The sequence below is a fragment of the Tamlana sp. s12 genome (genome assembly GCF_016767215.1).
Lineage (GTDB): Bacteria > Bacteroidota > Bacteroidia > Flavobacteriales > Flavobacteriaceae > Pseudotamlana > Pseudotamlana agarivorans.
Window position 1 is genome coordinate 1,547,463 of the sequence record NZ_CP068547.1, and the last position, 17,610, is coordinate 1,565,072.

A 17,610-nucleotide genomic window follows, 5' to 3' on the forward strand; every position below is an offset into this window, starting at 1 on the left:
ATATAGGAATGCAAAGGTACTTAATTTTAGTGATTCAGTTTTTACATTATTATTAGTAATTGCTGACTTTTGACAGTTTTTTTGATTTAAAAATGGGGTAATTTTGAGTTTTCAAAAAGGACTGCCATCATGTATAAAGTTGTATCCGTAGAAGACGCTGTAAAAGTTATTAAAAATAACGATAGAGTTTATGTGCAAGCTGCAGCAGCAGCCCCTCAGTTGTTGTTAAAAGCTATGACGGCTAGGCATGAGGAATTGAGAGGTGTGGAAGTGTGTCATTTACACGTAGAAGGTGATGCGCCGTATGCAAACCCTGAACTTCGTGATAGTTTTCATGTAAATTCATTTTTTATCGGGAAAAATGTGCGACATACTATAGCTGCTGGTAATGGTTCGTATACTCCTGTTTTTCTGAGTGAGTTGCCTTTGCTTTTTAAAAGAAATATTGTGCCTTTAGATGTGGCGCTTATTCATGTTTCGGTACCCGATAAACATGGGTATTGCTCGTTAGGTGTGTCGGTTGAAGCGACTTTAGCAGCTATCGATAATGCAAAAACGGTTATCGCTCAAGTTAATGACCATATGCCAAGAACTCATGGTGATGGCTTAATTCATTATTCTGAAATTGATTTGTTTGTAGAAGCCCATATTCCAATTCCAACACATATTTATGGTGAGCCTAATGCCATCGAGAATAAAATAGGGGATTATATTGCTAATTTAATTGAAGATCGAAGCACGTTACAAATGGGAGTTGGAAGTATTCCTAATGCTGTATTGTCACGATTGCATAATCATAAAGATTTAGGACTGCATACCGAGATGTTTTCTGATGGCGTCATCGATCTAATTTTAAAGGACGTGATTAATGGCAATTATAAAGGTGTTGGACCTGGAAGAACGTTAACCACTTTTGTGATGGGGTCAAAACGATTGTATGATTATATCGATGATAACCCTTTTGTTGAAATGCGTTCTTGTGATTATACTAATGATGTGTCTGTAATAAAACAGAACCCTAGAATGGTGGCTGTTAATTCAGCCTTAGAGGTAGATGTTACCGGACAAGTTTGTGCTGATTCCTTGGGGTCTAAAATGTACTCGGGTGTTGGTGGGCAATTAGACTTTATGCGCGGCGCATCGTTAAGTGATGGCGGTAAATCCATAATGGCGTTACCATCAACGACCTCTAAAGGCATCAGTCGAATTGTGCCAGCTTTAAATCATGGAGCTGGTGTTGTAACTACTCGTCCACATGTGCATTATGTAGTTACCGAATACGGTGTAGCCAATCTGTTTGGAAAAACAATAAAGGAGCGTGTAAAAGCCTTAGTTAATATTGCACATCCAAATCACAGGGAAACAATAGACAAATCGTATTTTGAATTAACACGATACTAATGTTAGCCGAATAATCCGAAAAACCCTTTTTTCTTTTCTGGAATAGGTGCTTCTGTATTGGTGAGTTTTTGATAAATTTCTCCCCAGCCTAAAAAGCCTCCTACATTTCTATCGTCTATGAATAAATCAGCATTAATTTTTCGGCTTACCGAGTTGTCGTATTCTTCTTCAGGAAAACTGTTGTTTACGGCATAAAAGGTAATACCATTCTCTTCGCAAAATTTAACCGCATCATCTAATTTTGATCCGCAACGGTAGGTCCATAAGATTAGGCGGTGACCATCCTCTTGAAGCTTTTTCAAGGTTTCAAAAGCGAAAATCATGGGTTTTCCAATTTTAGGGTAAGCGTCTTCAACAATGGTGCCGTCAAAATCGACAGCGATAATTAATTGGTTACTAAATGTCATAAATTAAGTTAAGCAAGGGTTTACGGCAAAAATACAATAATTTTTAAGGATGAGAAGGCTAAAGGGTTATGGACTTTTAAGAATTAAAAACCCCACATAAAGTGGGGTTTTATTTTATAGATTTGATATCTAATAAATGGTTATACTAAAGCATGTCTAGTCATGGCTTCAGGTTGAGGTACTCCCATTAATTTTAATATAGTAGGAGCAACATCTCCTAAAATTCCATCCTTAATTTCTTTTAATTCATTATCCACTAAAATCACAGGAACAGGGTTTGTAGTATGCGCTGTATTTGGTGATCCATCTGGGTTAATCATCGTTTCACAGTTACCATGATCGGCAATTACGATGGTTGTGTAATCATTTTCTAAAGCTGTCGTAATTACTGATTTTACGCAGTCATCTACCGCTTCACAAGCTTTAATGGCAGCTTCCATAACACCTGTATGACCTACCATATCACCATTAGCAAAGTTTAAGCATACAAAATCAACATCACCTTTTTCTAGTTCTGGCACTAAAGCATCACGAAGTTCGTAAGCACTCATTTCAGGTTTTAAGTCGTAAGTTGCAACTTTTGGAGAGTTTCTTAAAATACGGCTTTCACCTTCAAACTCTTTTTCTCTTCCTCCAGAGAAAAAGAAAGTTACGTGTGGATATTTTTCTGTTTCAGCAATTCTAATTTGCTTTTTATTATGTTTTTCTAAAACTTCACCTAAAGTTTCGGTTAAATTCTCTTTATTGAAAATTACGTTCACATTCTTATAAGTGTCGTTGTAATTTGTAAGCGTCACATAGTGTAAATCTAATTTTTTCATGTCGAATTCAGGGAAGTCTGCTTGAGATAACACTTCGGTTAACTCACGACCTCTATCGGTTCTAAAGTTGAAAAAGACAATCACATCACCATTTTTTATTTTAGTGATAGGTTCATTATTAGCATCAACAGCGATGATAGGTTTGATGAATTCATCGGTAATATCATTCGCGTAATTAGCTTCAATACTAGCGGCGATATCGGTAGATTTTTCACCTTCACCTTTTACTAAACCGTCGTAAACTACTTTAACACGTTCCCAACGTTTATCTCTATCCATGGCGTAGTAACGTCCAGAAATAGTAGCGATTTTTGTGTTTGTTCCTTCAATGTGAGACTGTAATTGCTTAACAAATCCAGCTCCAGATTTTGGGTCTACATCACGTCCGTCGGTAAAACCATGAACATAAGCATTTGGCACACCAAAATCGTTGGCAGCATCTACTAAGCCTAATAAGTGGTTGATGTGTGAATGCACACCACCATCACTTAATAAACCTAAAAAATGAACATCTTTATTTTGTTCTTTAGCATATTTAAAAGCATCAACTAATACCTTTTCGTTGTTTAGTGTTTTGTTTTCAACAGCTAAATTAACTTTTACTAAATCTTGATATACAATCCGGCCAGCACCTAAATTCATGTGTCCTACTTCACTATTTCCCATTTGGCCTTCAGGTAAACCTACGTGTAAACCATCGGTACGTAAAGTGGCATATGGAAATTTTGTATATAAAGAATCAATAAATGGAATGTTGGCATGGTCGATTGCAGAAACTTTTGGATCTGGAGAATTCCCCCATCCATCAAGAATCATTAAGATAACTTTTTTGTTCATTTTTTATAAATTTTAAAACGTAACAAAGATAAGGAAGTTTGTTAAAATATGATCTATAGTAACGTGTGAAAAGTCTTGTAAACTAAGGTGTTTCGTAATTGTTAACTCAGAGTGGTTTTTTGTTAAGTTCTTGCGAATCAAACGTTAAAAATGCGTTATTAATAATTTAAGGTGTAACATTTTAAAAAAAATGTCGTCTCTTTAGTATATCAAAAAACGTTAATCATTTTAATCAAACTTAAAATCTTTCATCATGAAAAAATCAATCATTATTTCAGCCATTGCATTATCCTTTTCAATTGTGGGTGCTCATGCAACAACCGAACCATTAACACTAAAAAATAATAGTGTAGAAGCGTATTTCAAAGTAAACTCTTTTTGTGTTTCTATTGCTAAAGGCGATTATGAAACCGTAGAAAAACTAATAGAAAGAGGTGCCGATGTTAATGCTAAATCTAACGGATTAACACCAGCTATGTACGCGGCTAAATATAATCGCGTTGACATTCTTCAGTTATTAATTGATAACGGGGCCAATTTAAAAACGAAATGCGATAAAGGTAAAACTGCTGCAGATTATGCTGCATTACACGGTGCTCACGATACAAAAGCTGTTATCGATACTCATTTAGAGTCTAAAAAAAGTAAAAAATAGAAGTTATTTTATAATTATTTCGAGTTCATTAGTCTAAAAAACGTCTTGTGTTCAAGACGTTTTTTTTATACCTATTTATAATGATCTCTTCATGGTATAATGGGGGCCAATTTCTGGAATATCAAACGGTTCGCCGAAAATTTGATATCCGCATTTTTCATAGAAGCCAGTAGCTACTTCACGAGCATTACACCAAATGGTTTTAATGCCTTTAGTCTTTAGGTAGGCTTCACCAAATTGTAACACTTTGTAACCTATACCCATGCCTTGATAGGCTTCCAGTACAGCCATGCCCCGAAGCTGATATTGCTGTTTATCTAATATATGAGGATGGCTATTTTTAAAAAAGGAACAAATACCAATGAGCTCGTCATGCAAATAAATGCCAAAATGAATGGTAGACTTCAAAATGTCTCCATCAAAAACGCAGGAATCAATTGGTTTGCCTGGCCTTAAAACGGGCAGGCGTACTTTGTAAGTTTCCTGAGCACTGATTTGTTTTATCTGAAATTTCGATGGATTCATACGAGATTTGATATTTTTGCGAATAAAAACAAAGGTAAATAATCACGTTTTATTTGATAAGAAAAAGGAAAGAACATGGCATACACTTTTAAAATTTTAAACCAAGACTATATTGAACAGATAGTACCCTTGGTTAAAAAATTAAATGCAGATAAAATTTCAGAAGATTTACTTCGAACGCGTATCACTGAAATGTTTTCTCAAAATTACGAGTGTGCTGGTGTTTTTAATGAAGATGAACTTATAGGAGTTTGTGGCTTGTGGTTTTGTACACGGCATTACTCGGGGAGGAGTGTGGAGCCTGATCATGTTTTTATTGACAAAGCTTATCGCGGAAACGGATTAGGACATCAGTTTTTTAGCTGGATTTATCAATATGTACGTGAAAAAGGATACGAATCTATTGAATTAAATACCTATGTGAATAATTATGCGTCACATAAGTTCTATTATAATCAGGGGTTTAAGATTTTGGGTTATCATTTTTTGAAAAAGTTGTAAATTTTTCTTGGAAGATATCTAAAGGTTTATCTATATTTGCCCCCGGAATTAAAGGCGAGAGTAGCTCAGTTGGTAGAGCGTCAGCCTTCCAAGCTGAATGTCGCCGGTTCGAACCCGGTCTCTCGCTCAAAAGCTTCATCAAAACGATGAGGCTTTTTTTTTGTGTAAAATTTAAATATTTCTAAAGATTAGGGTGAGAAGTTTATGCTGAGCGCAGCCGAAGTGAACCCGGTCTCTCGCTCAAAAAGCTTCATCAAAACGATGAGGCTTTTTTTTTTGTAAAATTTTTAAATGCTTTAAGCTATATGCTTTGTGCTTAAAGCCTATCGCATATAGCATACAGCCTATCACTTCAATACATTCAATTCAGTTCCTGTTGGAATTTCATAAGGTGCTTTATCGTATTCAAAGATTCTAGCATCTAAACTTCCTTTTAAAACAATCGAATCGCCTTGAACATGCAGCCAACTGCCTTCTCTTAAGCCGACAACCGGCGGCGTGTTGTACTGATGAAATTCTTTAATACGTGTTTCACGTGTTTCTCCCATATGTTTACTGGTAGGATCTGGATCTAAGTAATGCGGATTTATATTAAAAGGTACAAAACCCAAAGCATTAAAACTTGGCGGATATACAATAGGCATATCATTGGTGGTTTTAATGGTAAGTCCGCAAATATTACTTCCTGCACTGGTACCCAGATAAGGCGTTCCGTTTTTTACAACTTGTTGCAACGGCTCTATCAGGTTGTTTTTATAAAGTTGATTGGTTAAAACAAAGGTGTTGCCGCCACCAACAAAAATCCCTTCAGCATGGGTAATGGCATCAATAGGATTTTCAAACTCATGTAGGCCTTTAACGTCAATGTTAATTTTTTTAAACGCTTGTTTGGCATGATCTGTATAAGCTTCATGAGTGATGCCTCCAGGTCTGGCGTAAGGAATAAAAACAATGGTTTTTACACCTTTAAAAAAAAGGTTTAGTTCCTCTAAAATATATTCTAAATAACCCAAGCCATGTACCGTAGAAGTACTGGCTATAATGATGTTTTTCATAGCATTTTTATTTGTTGATAAAAGTACTTAAAAATGGTTTTTAATAAAACTTTAAATATTTTTACTTTAAGAGTTTACCTAAAAAATGGTACCTTCATACAAAATAATGATATGAAAAAAATAGTACTTTTTATAACGATTTTGTGTTCACTACAAGCAGTTTCTCAAAACGTAAATAGAATTGAGGTTTTGGGTAAAATAATCGTGGAAGGCAGTGATATTTCAGGTATTACCGTAATTAATAAAACGTCAAAGGTTGGTACCATAACGAACGATGAGGGTGAATTTACAATGCAAGTCGCCTTAAATGATGTGGTAGAAGTAAGTGCACTTCAGTATCAAAATATAAGCTTTGAAGTAAATGAGGCGATCTTAAAATCAAAGCGTATGAAGCTCTTTTTAATTGAAGAGATTAATAAACTTGATGAAGTTGTGGTGACTGAAGCCGGACTTACGGGAAATTTAGCTGTAGATTTAGAATCGGCCGCACCGTTTAATCCGAAATTAGATGCCTTGTACTTTGGTGTTAAGAACAACATGGATCATGAGTTTAAGCCAGACAATAAAACAAAAGTTGAAAATTTAGGTCAGAATTATCAGCAACAGCGTATGATAAACGGTTTAAATATTGTGAATGTAGTCGATCAATTATTACTGCCATTATTCCGATCGAATGTATCAGATAAAAAGAAAGCAGGTGTTCCAGAAGTACCTATCGAATCTATAAAACCTTATTTTGGAGCTCAATTTTTAAAGGATAATTTTAATATTCCAGAGCATCGTACTCAAGAATTTATTCAATTTGTGGAAAAAGATAATTTTGATTTTACCTTACTTAATTACGGAAAGGAAATGGAATTTTTAGAATTACTTAATCAGAAAAGTATCGAGTTTTTAAACCAAAAAAAGTAGTCTTTAAACGGTTTTAACGAAATGTTATAGTTTCATTGTCAGTTTTTTAAGGATTTATGATCTTTTTTTGTTGTCTAAACCAACAACATTGAAACGCATTTTTGCTTTTTTACTAACCTTCTTCTGGGTGATTTTGGCTTTTTCCCAGTCTCATGACCTATCAGGAACTGTGCTAAGCGCTGTCAATGTTGAGAACATCCATGTTATCAATAAAACCCAACAACTTTTTACAACAACCAATGCACGAGGTGAGTTTACAATATCTGTAAAGGTTCACGATACCTTGGTGTTTTCTTCCATACAACACAAGCCCCAAAATGTTGTTGTTTCAGAATCCGTTTTTAAAAATAAAACTTTAGTGGTCACCCTAGAAGAACAAATTAACGTTTTAGATGAGGTTACAGTGGGTAAAACCTTAACAGGTGATTTGCTAGCGGATATTAAAAATACCACAGGCGAAGCGCCTATTAATTTTTATGATGTTGGTATACCTGGTTACACGGGAAAAGTCGCAACGCAGAGTGAACGCCGATTATCCCAAGCCAATGGCGAGGGTGTCGCTTTCAAAACCATAATGCTTCAAGTCCTGTCATTAAATGTTCCGGTAGAGCCTATTTTAAATGCGATTTCTGGAAGAACGAAAGTGCTAAAACAGCATGTGGCTTTAGAGCAAAAATCGGAACTGTTACATGACATTAAAGTGAAATTTTCAACCATGTTCTTTGAGTTACATCCTTTAGATGAAGACAAGCAAAATGAGTTTTTCCATTTCTGTGAAGAAGATGATCGTTTTGTTGCCATTTGTACTTCCAATAACGATTTAGAAATTTTACAATTCCTGGAAAAAAAGTATGAAAAGTACCTCGAAAACCTAAATAATTAAGCCTTAGAGCAGTTTTCAATACCATAACACCACCTTTTATACCTTTAAATCTTTAATTTAGCCGAAAAAATATTTCAATGACAGTCAATAAGTTAATCTTAACTTTATTAATCATTCCCTTTCTTGCATTTACTAATATCCATAAATATTATGTATCGGTAACCCAAATCGAATATGTTGAGGACAAGCAAACTGTTCAAATTATTTCTAGAATTTTTATCGATGATATAGAACGTTTGTTACGCGAACGCTACGACGAGTCCATTACGCTTGCAGGCAAAAATGAACCTAAAAAAACTGACGCCTACATTGCAAGATATTTAAGCGACAAGATGAAAATTAAAATTAATGGTCAGCCTACAACGCTTAAGTTTTTAGGTAAAGTTTATGACGCAGATGTCATGAAATGCTATTTGGAAATTGAAAATATAAAAAACGTAAAATCATTCGAAATAACGAATAAAGTACTATTTGATATTTTCGAAGATCAGCAGAATGTTATTAAAACCAAGATCAATTCAAAGCAGAAAAGTTTTATTTTATTCCCTCAAAAGGATGAATACCTGTTAAAATTTGATAATTAATAAGGATTTAGTTCTGAATTTCAGTAATTTCGTTGACTTTTAGTGATAAAATTTAGTAAACCTAACCGAAATCAATAATAATTATTTTTTTAAAGTAGAATTCATATGAGAAAAATCGTTTATCTCTGTCTTTCATTAGTCCTTGCAACCTCTGGGATTAACGCCCAAGACCAAGCCAAAGAAAAGGAAGCACCAAAAACAGGTCACACCAATACTAATAAGTTTAAGCAGTTATACGACGAGTTTTCTACACCAAATATGTATAGGGCAGCTTCAGGAGCTCCTGGGGCAGCTTACTACCAACAGCAAGCCGATTATAAAATGGACATCGTTTTAGACGATAAATTGGCAAAAATTACAGGTGCAGAAACGATAACATACACGAATAATTCTCCAGATAATCTTAAATATTTGTGGGTACAATTAGATCAAAACCAACGCGCCAAAGACTCAAAATCACCTTTAATTGAATCAACAGGTTTAGATCCTGTTTTTCAACCTAGTAAGTTTTCTGAGACGTATTTAGTATATGGTAAAGATCGTGGCTTTCACATTTTAGAGATTACTCAAACCAATGGCGATGCGTTAAAGTACATGATTAACAGAACCATGATGCGTGTAGAACTGCCTAAAGTTTTAAAAAGCGGAGAGAAATTTTCTTTTGCTATCAAATGGTGGTACAATATAAATAACCATGTTGATGAAGGTGGTCGTTCTGGTTACGAGTATTTCCCAGAAAACGGAAACCGTTCCTATGTTATAGCGCAATTTTACCCTAGAATGGCTGTATATAGCGATGTTGAAGGGTGGCAAAATTCTCAGTTTTGGGGACGCGATGAATTCGCCTTACCATTCGGAGACTACGAAGTTAATATTACCGTACCTGCCGATCATATTTTAGACGGAACAGGAGTACTTACCAATAGAAAAGACGTATATACTAAAGATATGATGAAGCGTTACGAAGACGCTAAAAAATCATTTACCACACCTGTTATTATTGCAACACAGGCTGAGGCTGAAGTTCGTGAAAAATCATTCTCTGAAGACACAAAAACTTGGAAGCTTAAGGCTGAAAATGTACGTGATTTTGGTTTCGCAACTTCTAGAAAGTATATTTTAGATATGATGGCTGTTAAAATTGGCGGCAAAGACGTTATGGCGGTTTCTATGTATTCTAAAGAAGGAAACCCACTTTGGGAACAATGGTCTACTAAAGCTGTTGCAAGTACTTTAGAATCGTACTCTCGAATGACTTTCGATTACCCATACCACAAAGCTATTTCGGTTCATGCGAAACGTCAAGGTATGGAATACCCAATGATTTGCTGGAATTACGGTCGCCCAGATAAAGATGGCACTTATAGCGATCGTGTAAAATACGGTATGATGGGGGTTATCATTCACGAAGTAGGGCATAACTTTTTTCCTATGATTGTGAATAGTGACGAACGTCAATGGACATGGATGGACGAAGGTTTAAATACATTCGTACAGTACGTAGCCGAGCAAGATTTTGGTGAAAAATACCCTGCAGCACTATCTCCAGAACATAAAGCATTTCCTTCCGATCGTGGACCTGCAAAAATGATTATACCTTACATGAGTGGCAACCAAGATCATATTGCGCCTATTATGACTAAAGGTTTAAACACGTATCAGTTTGGAAATAATGCATATGGTAAACCTGCTACAGCACTTAATATTTTAAGAGAAACGGTAATGGGTAGAGATTTGTTCGATTACGCGTTTAAAGAGTATGCTAACCGTTGGAAATTTAAACACCCAACCCCAGAAGATTTCTTTAGAACGATGGAAGATGCTTCAGCTTTCGATTTAGATTGGTATTGGAGAGGTTGGTTTTATACTACCGATTGGGTAGATATAGGAATTAAAGAAGTTAAAAAATTCTATGTCTCTTCAGAACCTAATGCTTATGTTAGAAAAATGGCTAAAGAACAAGGCTTCAAGCTAGAAAATTTACGTCCATTAGTATATATGGTAGAAGAAGGTAGTGAAGACTATAAAGAAGAATTATCTCAAGGTTCACTTTTAGAAAACAGCACGCCATTAAAAGAATATATCATGGATAATTTTACCCCAGAGGAGCGTAAAAATTTAAAAAATCCTAAGTATTTCTATAACGTGACGTTTAATAAGCCTGGAGGTTTAGTTATGCCTATTATTGTTGAGTATACCTATGCCGATGGTTCGACTAAAACCGAAACATACCCTGCTCAAATTTGGAGACTTAACGATAAAGAGGTGTCAAAAGCCATTGCTTCCGACAAAGAAATTATCGGTATTAAATTAGATCCAAATGAAGAAACTGCCGATGTGGATACCTCTAATAACATCTGGCCAGCACAAGAGCAAAAAAGTGAATTCGATCAGTTTAAAGAAAGCAACTAAGTTTTTTTAAAAAACAGCATCTCATAAAAAGAAAGTCGATTTTTAAAATCGGCTTTTTTTTATTCTAAACAAACAACTTAGTATATTTGCATTGTGATACAGCAAGCAACATTCTTATTTATTAGCGGTGCAGAAATAGCCTTCATACTATTTATTGCTATCATGGTATTTGGTGCCGATAAATTACCGGAAATCGCAAGAGGTCTAGGTAAAGGCATGCGTACGCTTAAAGATGCTTCAAACGATATTAAGCACGAAATCACAAAAACGGCCGAAAAAAGTGGTCTCGACACTAGCATTACCAGCGATGTTAAAAAGGAACTCGATAAAGTTAAAGACGACCTTGAAGAGTTTACAGGTTCTGTAAGAAGAAAGTTCTAAATCATTATTGTTCTGGGCGTTACCCCGCTCTGGCGGCGTCAGGCTGTCGGCAGTCGCTCTTTGCAAGGAGCTCCAACAATGCCTCAATCCTTAACGCGAATATCCACTAAAACAGTTTAAGCCTAAAAGTTAGTGTGTACTTGCTAAGGAATAACGTATTTGCACAAAAAATAGCCGTAAGTTTAATTAAAAATCATAATGTGTTAGTGAAAAGAATCATGTTTCCTAGCTAACAATGAAACCTATAAAGTCATTCCATGAAAACATTAAAAGAACTCACCGATGCTAAAATAGAATCAGGACGACAAGCTAACCCTAAGTTTATGAGTGGTGTTGATGACATCATTAAAAAAGCAAAAGACTTTGAGCTGGGGAAGGATGCCATTAAAGTAGGACAAAAAGCACCTAGTTTTAATCTGCCTAACGCCGAAGGGAAATCCATTTCGTTAGATGCTTTATTAGAACAAGGTCCTGTTGTCGTTACTTTTTATCGAGGCAGTTGGTGTCCATATTGTAACCTACAACTTAGAGCACTGCAAGCTAAATTAGACGAAATTCATGCATTAGGAGCGACACTTGTTGCTATAAGTCCGCAAGTTCCAGATGGATCATTATCAAAGGATGAGATTAGTAACATGGACTTTACTGTATTGTCCGATCAAGATGCAAAAGTTGCTCAGCAATACGGCGTTGCATGGGAAGTACCAGAGTTTTTAGCAGAACACATGCGCGTAGATCGTAAACTTGATTTAGAAAAAATTAATAATGGCAATGGAAATATCTTGCCAATCCCTGCCACATTTATAATAGGGCAGGACGGCGTTGTAACATGGAGCTATGTTAACGTTGATTACAGAACCCGATCGGAACCCGATGAGATTATGGAAGCCTTGAAAAGTCTATCCTAAAGTATCTGTACTTATAAAGTTCACCATAATAATTTAGAGCTCATTTATTTCTGTAAAACCGAATGTAATGAGCTCTTTTTTGTTTTAGTATTACAGTTTTCTACTAATCGTTAAACCATCACGAATGGGTAATAAAACGGTTTCTACTCTTGGATCCTCTTTTAAAAGGGCGTTGTATTCTAAAAGGGCCTTAGTTGAGGTGTCGTCTTTTTTTAAGGTTTCAAGCACCTTACCACTCCATAATACGTTATCCGATAAAATGATGCCTCCTACATTAAGTTTGTCTATAATGACATTAAAATAGTTGGGGTAATTGTCTTTATCGGCATCAATAAATATTAAATCGAAGGTTTTGTCAAGTTTTGGTATGATATCCATGGCATCTCCTAAATGTTGAAAAATCTGTGTACCATATGCCGATTTATCAAAATATTTCCTCTGAAAATCGAACAATTCTTCATTAATATCTAGGGTGTGTAATTCGCCATCTTTTTGCATACCCTCAGCTAAACAAAGCGCTGAATACCCTGTGTATGTTCCAATTTCTAAAATGTTTTTAGGATTAACAAGTTTTGAAATCATACTTAAAACACGCCCTTGATAATGCCCACTAAGCATACGTGGTTGTAATATTTTTTGATAGGTTTCGCGAGTTAATTGCTGTAATAATTCAGGTTCATTTTCAGAATGTTTTACAACGTACTCGTCTAAGGCTTCAGGAATAAAATGCATGCTTGTTATCTTTTAGTGCAGCTTCAAAATTAATTTAAAATTCTTTCAATAAGCTTTTCTTTAGCCAATTTATCTTCACCACATAACCACTGTATCACATTATCTTCCCAAATGGCTTCGTATTCTGTTTGATTGATAATCTTTCTTTCTTTAGCTAAATCTAAAATTTTACCAGGGTACGACGATTGTTTTTCGTTTTCCATTTCTCCTAACGGATAAGGGTCATCAAGCCCCATAATCACTTGTTTCGAACTGTGATTGTTTATAAGGAGTTCTAAACTTCCTGTATCATGCACTAATGTATCAAAAAATATGTTTTTATGCCCCACCGCTTTTCTTGGGTGGTGTTTGCCTTCAAATAAATCGGGTCTGCCATCAAATCCCTGAATACGACGTCCTAAATTAATTTGAGCTAATTGGCCACCATGAGCGAAACAAGTTCGCATGTTAGGGTATTTTTCTTGATAACCATTAAGGGTTAAAAAGTGGTAAGCATCAGCACATTGGGCAAGCATCCAAATGAGGTGAAATCGCCAAGACGTATTTTCTAATTTTATAAACTTTTCACCATCATAAGGGTGAATTTCAACAGCTAAGTTGTATTTGTTAGCGAGTTCAAAAATGGGGTCGTTGGCTTCATCAAAAATACAGCGCCAGGTGCCTATGGTATCCATGTAATGCGTTGGTAGGCAAAGTAACTGTAGGCCTAAGGTTTCTACACAACGTTCAATTTCCCAACACGCGCTATTTACAAATCCAGGGTGTACTACGAACCCACAAGTAAATTTACTTGGGTGCTGGTGTTGTACGCCTGCATTAAAATCATTTTGGAAACGCAAGGCCTTTTTCATTTCTTCAACACGTAAACCATTTCCGTAAAGTTGCGAGAGATTTAAAACTACCGCGTGATCAATTTTGTTGCGCGCCATCCACTCTAATTTTTCATCTAGAAAAAAACTGGAATGTGTTACTGGGCGGCTCCAATCTTTTTGAAGCATGAATTTACGGTCTTTATCAACCCAAAAGATCTCTTTTTCTCTCATGAAATCTGGAATGTCTTCCGGGTAGGGTAAAAGGTGTGAGTGGCCGTTTATACGAAGTTTACGTTTTTCCATGTTATTCTTTCTACTTGGGTAGCGGTCTGTTTTAATTTTTGGTTACAATGAATATCATGAGTTTCTAGATGGTACTAGCCTAAATTGTTTACTCGATTTTAACTTGCTTTGGAGGCTGCATAACGTTTCCGCAGTTAGGGCAATGCCGTTTAGTTTCATCGCTGTAAAATTTATCGAATATTTTAGGCATATCGGTTTCGATGTTTTCTAAGGTGAAATCTTCTTCATAGAGCTTCGTAACACAATTTTCACAAAACCATAAAAGCGCATCTCGCATGCCTTCTGGACGCTTGTATTCAATTACTAATCCAACAGTGTTTGCACCGCGTTGGGGCGAATGAGGTACTTTTGGTGGTAATAAGTAAATATCCCCTTCTTTGATGTGTACATCCTTTGGGGTGCCTTTATCAATAATCTTTAAAATAATATCGCCTTCAACCTGATAGAAAAACTCTGGTGTTTCATTATAATGGTAATCTTTTCGGTTGTTAGGACCGCCAACAACCATCACGATAAAATCGCCATCTTTCCAAACCACTTTATTCCCTACAGGTGGTTTTAGGAGATGTCTGTTTTCTTCAATCCAAGCTTTAAAGTTTATAGGAGATGTTAAATGACTCATGTTGAATATGCCCTTTTAAACTTCCTTTTGATTTTAGCCAATAGAATCAGGCTCTTAAGGAAGAAACTCAAATTGGGTGTTTGAGTTAATTGTCAAACGAAATATGAAGTTAAAGATAAAAAATAAAAAGCTTTAAACATCGTATGAATCTAGTTTAAAGCGACTTCGTTCTGCCACCATCAACCGGAATGTTAACCCCAGTAACATAGCTCGCTGCTTCACTCGCTAAAAAGGTGATGACGTTGGCTGTTTCTTCAGGTTGTGCAAAACGTTTTGCAGGAGCATAGTTTTTCATGGTTTCTGTCATGTTTTCTATACTGGTGTTTTCGGCGTTGGCTTTAATTTTTATAATTTCAGCTAAGCGTTCGGTATCTGTAAACCCAGGAAGCACATTGTTCACCGTGATTCCAAAAGGCGCCACCTCGTTGGAAAGTGTTTTACTCCAATTACCCACAGCCCCTCTAATAGTATTACTTACGCCCAAGCCAGGGATGGGTTCTTTTACAGATGTAGAAATGACGTTGACGATACGGCCAAAACCTTCTGTTTTCATAAAAGGTATTGTGGCCTGAGCTAAAACATGATTGCATTTGATGTGCATGGTAAAGGCATTTTCAAACTCTTCTAGGCTTGCGGTAACAATGGCACCGCTTCTTGGTCCACCTGTATTGTTAATAACGATATGAAACCCATGATTTCTTTCAATGAATTTTATAACCTGCTCCTGTAAATCTCTGGGGTTGGCAAAATCGGCAACAATGTAGCTATGTTGCTCTGTATTTGGTAATTCGGCTAAAACCGCTTTTAATTTGTCTCTATTTCTAGCTACTAAGGTTACGTTTACACCTTCTTGAGCAAGTGCTATGGCTGTTGCTTTACCTATACCTTGAGTGCTTCCACAAACTAAGGCATTTTTATTTTTTATTTTTAAATCCATAAGATGTCTAATTACTTAATATTTAATACATACATTTTTTGTTTCTGTGAAAAACCGCAAAGATTCCAAGCCGCCTTCACGTCCAAGTCCAGAAGCTTTCATACCTCCAAAAGGGGTTCTTAAATCACGGAGTAACCAGGTGTTTACCCAAACAATACCAACGTTTAACTGACGTGTTATTCGCATACAGCGTTTTAAATCATTGGTCCAAATAGTAGCTGATAGTCCGTAATTGGAATCGTTGGAGATATTAACAACCTCTGCAGCAGTTTCAAAAGGCATGATGGTTACTACAGGGCCAAAAATTTCTTCTTGGTTTATACGACAACGGTTTGTTTTTACTTCAATTACCGTAGGTTCTAAATAATAACCGTTTTCAAAACTTGGAACATTAACTGGGTTGCCACCATAAAGTATCTCACCTTCAGTTTTCGCAATTTCTATATATTCTAATATTTTATTTAAGTGATTTTTGGATACGATGGCACCAACATCGGTACTGCTTTCGGATGGATGACCAACTTTAAGTTGTTTTACTTTTTCAATAAAATCGGTTTTAAATTTATCATAAATCGAAGCTTCAACAAAAATACGACTGCCACATAAACATATTTGTCCTTGATTAGCGAACGATGATCGTACCGTGGTGTTAAGCATATCTTCATAATCGCAATCAGCGAAAATGATATTGGGGTTTTTTCCTCCTAATTCTAAAGATGTTTTTTTGAATAGTGGTGCTGTAGTTTTAGCGATTTCAGCACCAGTTTTAGTACCGCCAGTAAAGGATATGGCTTTTATTTTTGAATGTTCTACAATAGCTTGTCCTGCACTGCGACCTTCGCCGTGAACAATGTTTAAAACGCCAGGAGGTAAGCCAGCTTCATTGCAAATATCGCCTAACAAATAAGCCGTCATGGGTGTGATTTCACTGGGTTTAGCTACAACACAGTTCCCTGCTGCTAGTGCAGGTGCTATTTTCCAGGTGAATAAATAAAGTGGTAGATTCCATGGCGAAATACAGCCTACCACACCAATGGGTTGGCGCAAAGTAAAATTTATAGCATCTAACCCGACGCTGTCATGACTTTCACTGGAAAACTGTGTAATTGCCTGTCCAAAAAAACGAAAATTAAGTGCCGCTCGCGGAATATCCATAGACTTGGCTAAATGTAAGGGTTTGCCATTGTCCTTACTTTCAGCTAAGGCAAACTGCTCTAGCTGACTTTCTATGAGTTCCGAAATTTTTATTAAAATCCGGCTGCGGGCTTCATAAGTGGTTTGCGACCATGAGGGAAAAGCTTTTTCGGCTGCTTGATAGGCCAATTCAACATCTTCTTTTGACGAATTAGGGATTTGGCAGTATACTTTTCCGATGGCTGGATTATAATTATCCAACCATGTATCTGACTTAGGATTAGTAAAGATTCCGTTTATGAAGTTTTTAATTTTCATGATTTCTTTTGTAAAGCGTCATATAGATGCGATTCCTTTCAAATGTTTTAACCACGTTCTATTTAATGTACTTTTTTATACGCCATCACTTTTATTTCAATAATCAAATCGGGGTGAGGTAATTGGTGTACGGCAACAGTGGTACGTGTTGGGCCAGTTTCCGTATTGAAAAATTCGGCGTAAGCCTTATTGTATCCAGCAAAATCATTCATATTAACTAAAAAGGTGGTTACATCCACAACATCATCTAAAGTGGCGTTTTCCTGTTTTAAAAGGTGTTCTATATTTTTTAAAACTTCACGGGTTTGAACCTCAATATTTAAGTGCTTGGTGCCTAGATTGTCAATAATATCAACCCCTGCGATACTGTTGTCAGGGCGCCTAGAACTCGTGCCTGAAACAAAAATAAAATCGCCTACGCGTTTAGTAAGTGGATAGGCACCGCGTGGTGTTACAGCTTTTTTCATAGT

General features: G+C 36.1%; 19 protein-coding genes and 1 tRNA gene. 10 read left to right on the forward strand and 10 right to left on the reverse strand.

Features of this window, described 5'->3' with window-relative positions:
* The first annotated feature begins 129 nt into the window (after positions 1-129).
* Positions 130-1,401: an acetyl-CoA hydrolase/transferase family protein gene (locus tag JJL45_RS06680; protein ID WP_068602531.1), complete on the forward strand. Its 1,272-nt coding sequence runs from the start codon at positions 130-132 to the stop codon at positions 1,399-1,401.
* Positions 1,402-1,403: 2 nt separating this feature from the next.
* Here the strand turns inward: JJL45_RS06680 and JJL45_RS06685 are convergent, their stop codons facing one another.
* Together JJL45_RS06685 and gpmI are read right to left on the reverse strand one after the other, a co-directional pair.
* On the reverse strand, positions 1,404-1,808 hold the full coding sequence (locus tag JJL45_RS06685; protein ID WP_068602530.1) for a BT0820 family HAD-type phosphatase: 405 nt from the start codon (positions 1,806-1,808) through the stop codon (positions 1,404-1,406).
* Between the two features lie 140 nt (positions 1,809-1,948).
* A complete protein-coding gene (gene gpmI / locus JJL45_RS06690; protein ID WP_068602529.1) occupies positions 1,949-3,466 on the reverse strand; it encodes a 2,3-bisphosphoglycerate-independent phosphoglycerate mutase in 1,518 nt (505 codons plus the stop codon).
* 253 nt (positions 3,467-3,719) lie between these two features.
* On the opposite strand from gpmI, the gene JJL45_RS06695 reads away from it, so the two are divergent.
* A complete protein-coding gene (locus JJL45_RS06695) occupies positions 3,720-4,121 on the forward strand; it encodes an ankyrin repeat domain-containing protein (protein ID WP_068602528.1) in 402 nt (133 codons plus the stop codon).
* A 75-nt stretch (positions 4,122-4,196) separates the two neighbouring features.
* Here JJL45_RS06695 and JJL45_RS06700 read toward each other — a convergent pair whose 3' ends face one another.
* On the reverse strand, positions 4,197-4,646 hold the full coding sequence (locus JJL45_RS06700; RefSeq protein ID WP_068602527.1) for a GNAT family N-acetyltransferase: 450 nt from the start codon (positions 4,644-4,646) through the stop codon (positions 4,197-4,199).
* A gap of 75 nt (positions 4,647-4,721) precedes the next feature.
* Between JJL45_RS06700 and JJL45_RS06705 the strand changes: the two genes are divergently transcribed.
* Together JJL45_RS06705 and JJL45_RS06710 are read left to right on the forward strand one after the other, a co-directional pair.
* Positions 4,722-5,147 (forward strand): GNAT family N-acetyltransferase, encoded by a 426-nt coding sequence (locus JJL45_RS06705; protein ID WP_068602526.1) that lies wholly within the window; start codon positions 4,722-4,724, stop codon positions 5,145-5,147.
* 54 nt (positions 5,148-5,201) lie between these two features.
* A tRNA-Gly gene (locus tag JJL45_RS06710) sits at positions 5,202-5,274 on the forward strand.
* Between the two features lie 220 nt (positions 5,275-5,494).
* Here the strand turns inward: JJL45_RS06710 and pepE are convergent.
* The gene (gene pepE, locus JJL45_RS06715; RefSeq protein ID WP_068602525.1) at positions 5,495-6,202 is read right to left on the reverse strand and encodes a dipeptidase PepE; all 708 of its coding nucleotides are present in this window, start codon (positions 6,200-6,202) and stop codon (positions 5,495-5,497) included.
* Positions 6,203-6,313: 111 nt separating this feature from the next.
* Here pepE and JJL45_RS06720 point away from each other — a divergent pair, with 111 nt between their 5' ends.
* The 6 genes from JJL45_RS06720 to JJL45_RS06745 all read left to right on the forward strand — a co-directional run bounded on the left by JJL45_RS06720 (position 6,314) and on the right by JJL45_RS06745 (position 12,282).
* Complete coding sequence (locus tag JJL45_RS06720; RefSeq protein ID WP_068602808.1) at positions 6,314-7,114, forward strand: carboxypeptidase-like regulatory domain-containing protein; 801 nt, start codon at positions 6,314-6,316, stop codon at positions 7,112-7,114.
* An 88-nt stretch (positions 7,115-7,202) separates the two neighbouring features.
* Positions 7,203-7,997 (forward strand): hypothetical protein, encoded by a 795-nt coding sequence (locus JJL45_RS06725; protein ID WP_068602524.1) that lies wholly within the window; start codon positions 7,203-7,205, stop codon positions 7,995-7,997.
* A 77-nt stretch (positions 7,998-8,074) separates the two neighbouring features.
* Positions 8,075-8,581, forward strand: coding sequence for a DUF6702 family protein (locus tag JJL45_RS06730; RefSeq protein WP_068602523.1), 507 nt, complete (start codon positions 8,075-8,077; stop codon positions 8,579-8,581).
* 105 nt (positions 8,582-8,686) lie between these two features.
* Positions 8,687-10,993, forward strand: coding sequence for a M1 family metallopeptidase (locus JJL45_RS06735; RefSeq protein ID WP_068602522.1), 2,307 nt, complete (start codon positions 8,687-8,689; stop codon positions 10,991-10,993).
* Positions 10,994-11,086: 93 nt separating this feature from the next.
* Entirely contained in the window at positions 11,087-11,374 is a 288-nt protein-coding gene (locus tag JJL45_RS06740; RefSeq protein WP_068602521.1) for a twin-arginine translocase TatA/TatE family subunit, read from the forward strand.
* A 257-nt stretch (positions 11,375-11,631) separates the two neighbouring features.
* Positions 11,632-12,282: a peroxiredoxin-like family protein gene (locus tag JJL45_RS06745; RefSeq protein ID WP_068602520.1), complete on the forward strand. Its 651-nt coding sequence runs from the start codon at positions 11,632-11,634 to the stop codon at positions 12,280-12,282.
* A 90-nt stretch (positions 12,283-12,372) separates the two neighbouring features.
* Here JJL45_RS06745 and JJL45_RS06750 read toward each other — a convergent pair whose 3' ends face one another.
* The 6 genes from JJL45_RS06750 to JJL45_RS06775 all read right to left on the reverse strand — a co-directional run bounded on the left by JJL45_RS06750 (position 12,373) and on the right by JJL45_RS06775 (position 17,607).
* Positions 12,373-13,014, reverse strand: a complete 642-nt coding sequence (locus JJL45_RS06750) for an O-methyltransferase (protein ID WP_068602519.1) — start codon at positions 13,012-13,014, stop codon at positions 12,373-12,375.
* A gap of 29 nt (positions 13,015-13,043) precedes the next feature.
* Complete coding sequence (locus JJL45_RS06755) at positions 13,044-14,129, reverse strand: amidohydrolase family protein (RefSeq protein ID WP_068602518.1); 1,086 nt, start codon at positions 14,127-14,129, stop codon at positions 13,044-13,046.
* 88 nt (positions 14,130-14,217) lie between these two features.
* Complete coding sequence (locus tag JJL45_RS06760) at positions 14,218-14,751, reverse strand: 3-hydroxyanthranilate 3,4-dioxygenase (protein WP_067149616.1); 534 nt, start codon at positions 14,749-14,751, stop codon at positions 14,218-14,220.
* 154 nt (positions 14,752-14,905) lie between these two features.
* Positions 14,906-15,688, reverse strand: a complete 783-nt coding sequence (locus JJL45_RS06765) for an SDR family oxidoreductase (RefSeq protein ID WP_068602517.1) — start codon at positions 15,686-15,688, stop codon at positions 14,906-14,908.
* Between the two features lie 15 nt (positions 15,689-15,703).
* Complete coding sequence (locus JJL45_RS06770) at positions 15,704-17,140, reverse strand: aldehyde dehydrogenase (protein ID WP_068602516.1); 1,437 nt, start codon at positions 17,138-17,140, stop codon at positions 15,704-15,706.
* Between the two features lie 62 nt (positions 17,141-17,202).
* Positions 17,203-17,607 carry a RidA family protein gene (locus JJL45_RS06775; protein ID WP_068602515.1) on the reverse strand — a complete coding sequence of 135 codons (405 nt, stop codon included), beginning with the start codon at positions 17,605-17,607 and terminating at the stop codon, positions 17,203-17,205.
* Positions 17,608-17,610: the final 3 nt, after the last annotated feature.

Excerpts from the sequence above, each read along its gene's own strand:
- JJL45_RS06775 (WP_068602515.1), bottom strand. The coding sequence starts at position 17,607 with ATGAAAAAAGCTGTAACACCACGCGGTGCCTATCCACTTACTAAACGC.
- JJL45_RS06755 (WP_068602518.1), bottom strand. The coding sequence starts at position 14,129 with ATGGAAAAACGTAAACTTCGTATAAACGGCCACTCACACCTTTTACCC.
- JJL45_RS06770 (WP_068602516.1), bottom strand. The coding sequence starts at position 17,140 with ATGAAAATTAAAAACTTCATAAACGGAATCTTTACTAATCCTAAGTCA.
- JJL45_RS06720 (WP_068602808.1), top strand. The coding sequence starts at position 6,314 with ATGAAAAAAATAGTACTTTTTATAACGATTTTGTGTTCACTACAAGCA.
- JJL45_RS06680 (WP_068602531.1), top strand. The coding sequence starts at position 130 with ATGTATAAAGTTGTATCCGTAGAAGACGCTGTAAAAGTTATTAAAAAT.
- JJL45_RS06730 (WP_068602523.1), top strand. The coding sequence starts at position 8,075 with ATGACAGTCAATAAGTTAATCTTAACTTTATTAATCATTCCCTTTCTT.
- JJL45_RS06705 (WP_068602526.1), top strand. The coding sequence starts at position 4,722 with ATGGCATACACTTTTAAAATTTTAAACCAAGACTATATTGAACAGATA.
- JJL45_RS06745 (WP_068602520.1), top strand. The coding sequence starts at position 11,632 with ATGAAAACATTAAAAGAACTCACCGATGCTAAAATAGAATCAGGACGA.
- JJL45_RS06685 (WP_068602530.1), bottom strand. The coding sequence starts at position 1,808 with ATGACATTTAGTAACCAATTAATTATCGCTGTCGATTTTGACGGCACC.
- JJL45_RS06700 (WP_068602527.1), bottom strand. The coding sequence starts at position 4,646 with ATGAATCCATCGAAATTTCAGATAAAACAAATCAGTGCTCAGGAAACT.
- JJL45_RS06695 (WP_068602528.1), top strand. The coding sequence starts at position 3,720 with ATGAAAAAATCAATCATTATTTCAGCCATTGCATTATCCTTTTCAATT.
- JJL45_RS06735 (WP_068602522.1), top strand. The coding sequence starts at position 8,687 with ATGAGAAAAATCGTTTATCTCTGTCTTTCATTAGTCCTTGCAACCTCT.
- pepE (WP_068602525.1), bottom strand. The coding sequence starts at position 6,202 with ATGAAAAACATCATTATAGCCAGTACTTCTACGGTACATGGCTTGGGT.
- JJL45_RS06750 (WP_068602519.1), bottom strand. The coding sequence starts at position 13,014 with ATGCATTTTATTCCTGAAGCCTTAGACGAGTACGTTGTAAAACATTCT.
- JJL45_RS06765 (WP_068602517.1), bottom strand. The coding sequence starts at position 15,688 with ATGGATTTAAAAATAAAAAATAAAAATGCCTTAGTTTGTGGAAGCACT.
- JJL45_RS06760 (WP_067149616.1), bottom strand. The coding sequence starts at position 14,751 with ATGAGTCATTTAACATCTCCTATAAACTTTAAAGCTTGGATTGAAGAA.
- gpmI (WP_068602529.1), bottom strand. The coding sequence starts at position 3,466 with ATGAACAAAAAAGTTATCTTAATGATTCTTGATGGATGGGGGAATTCT.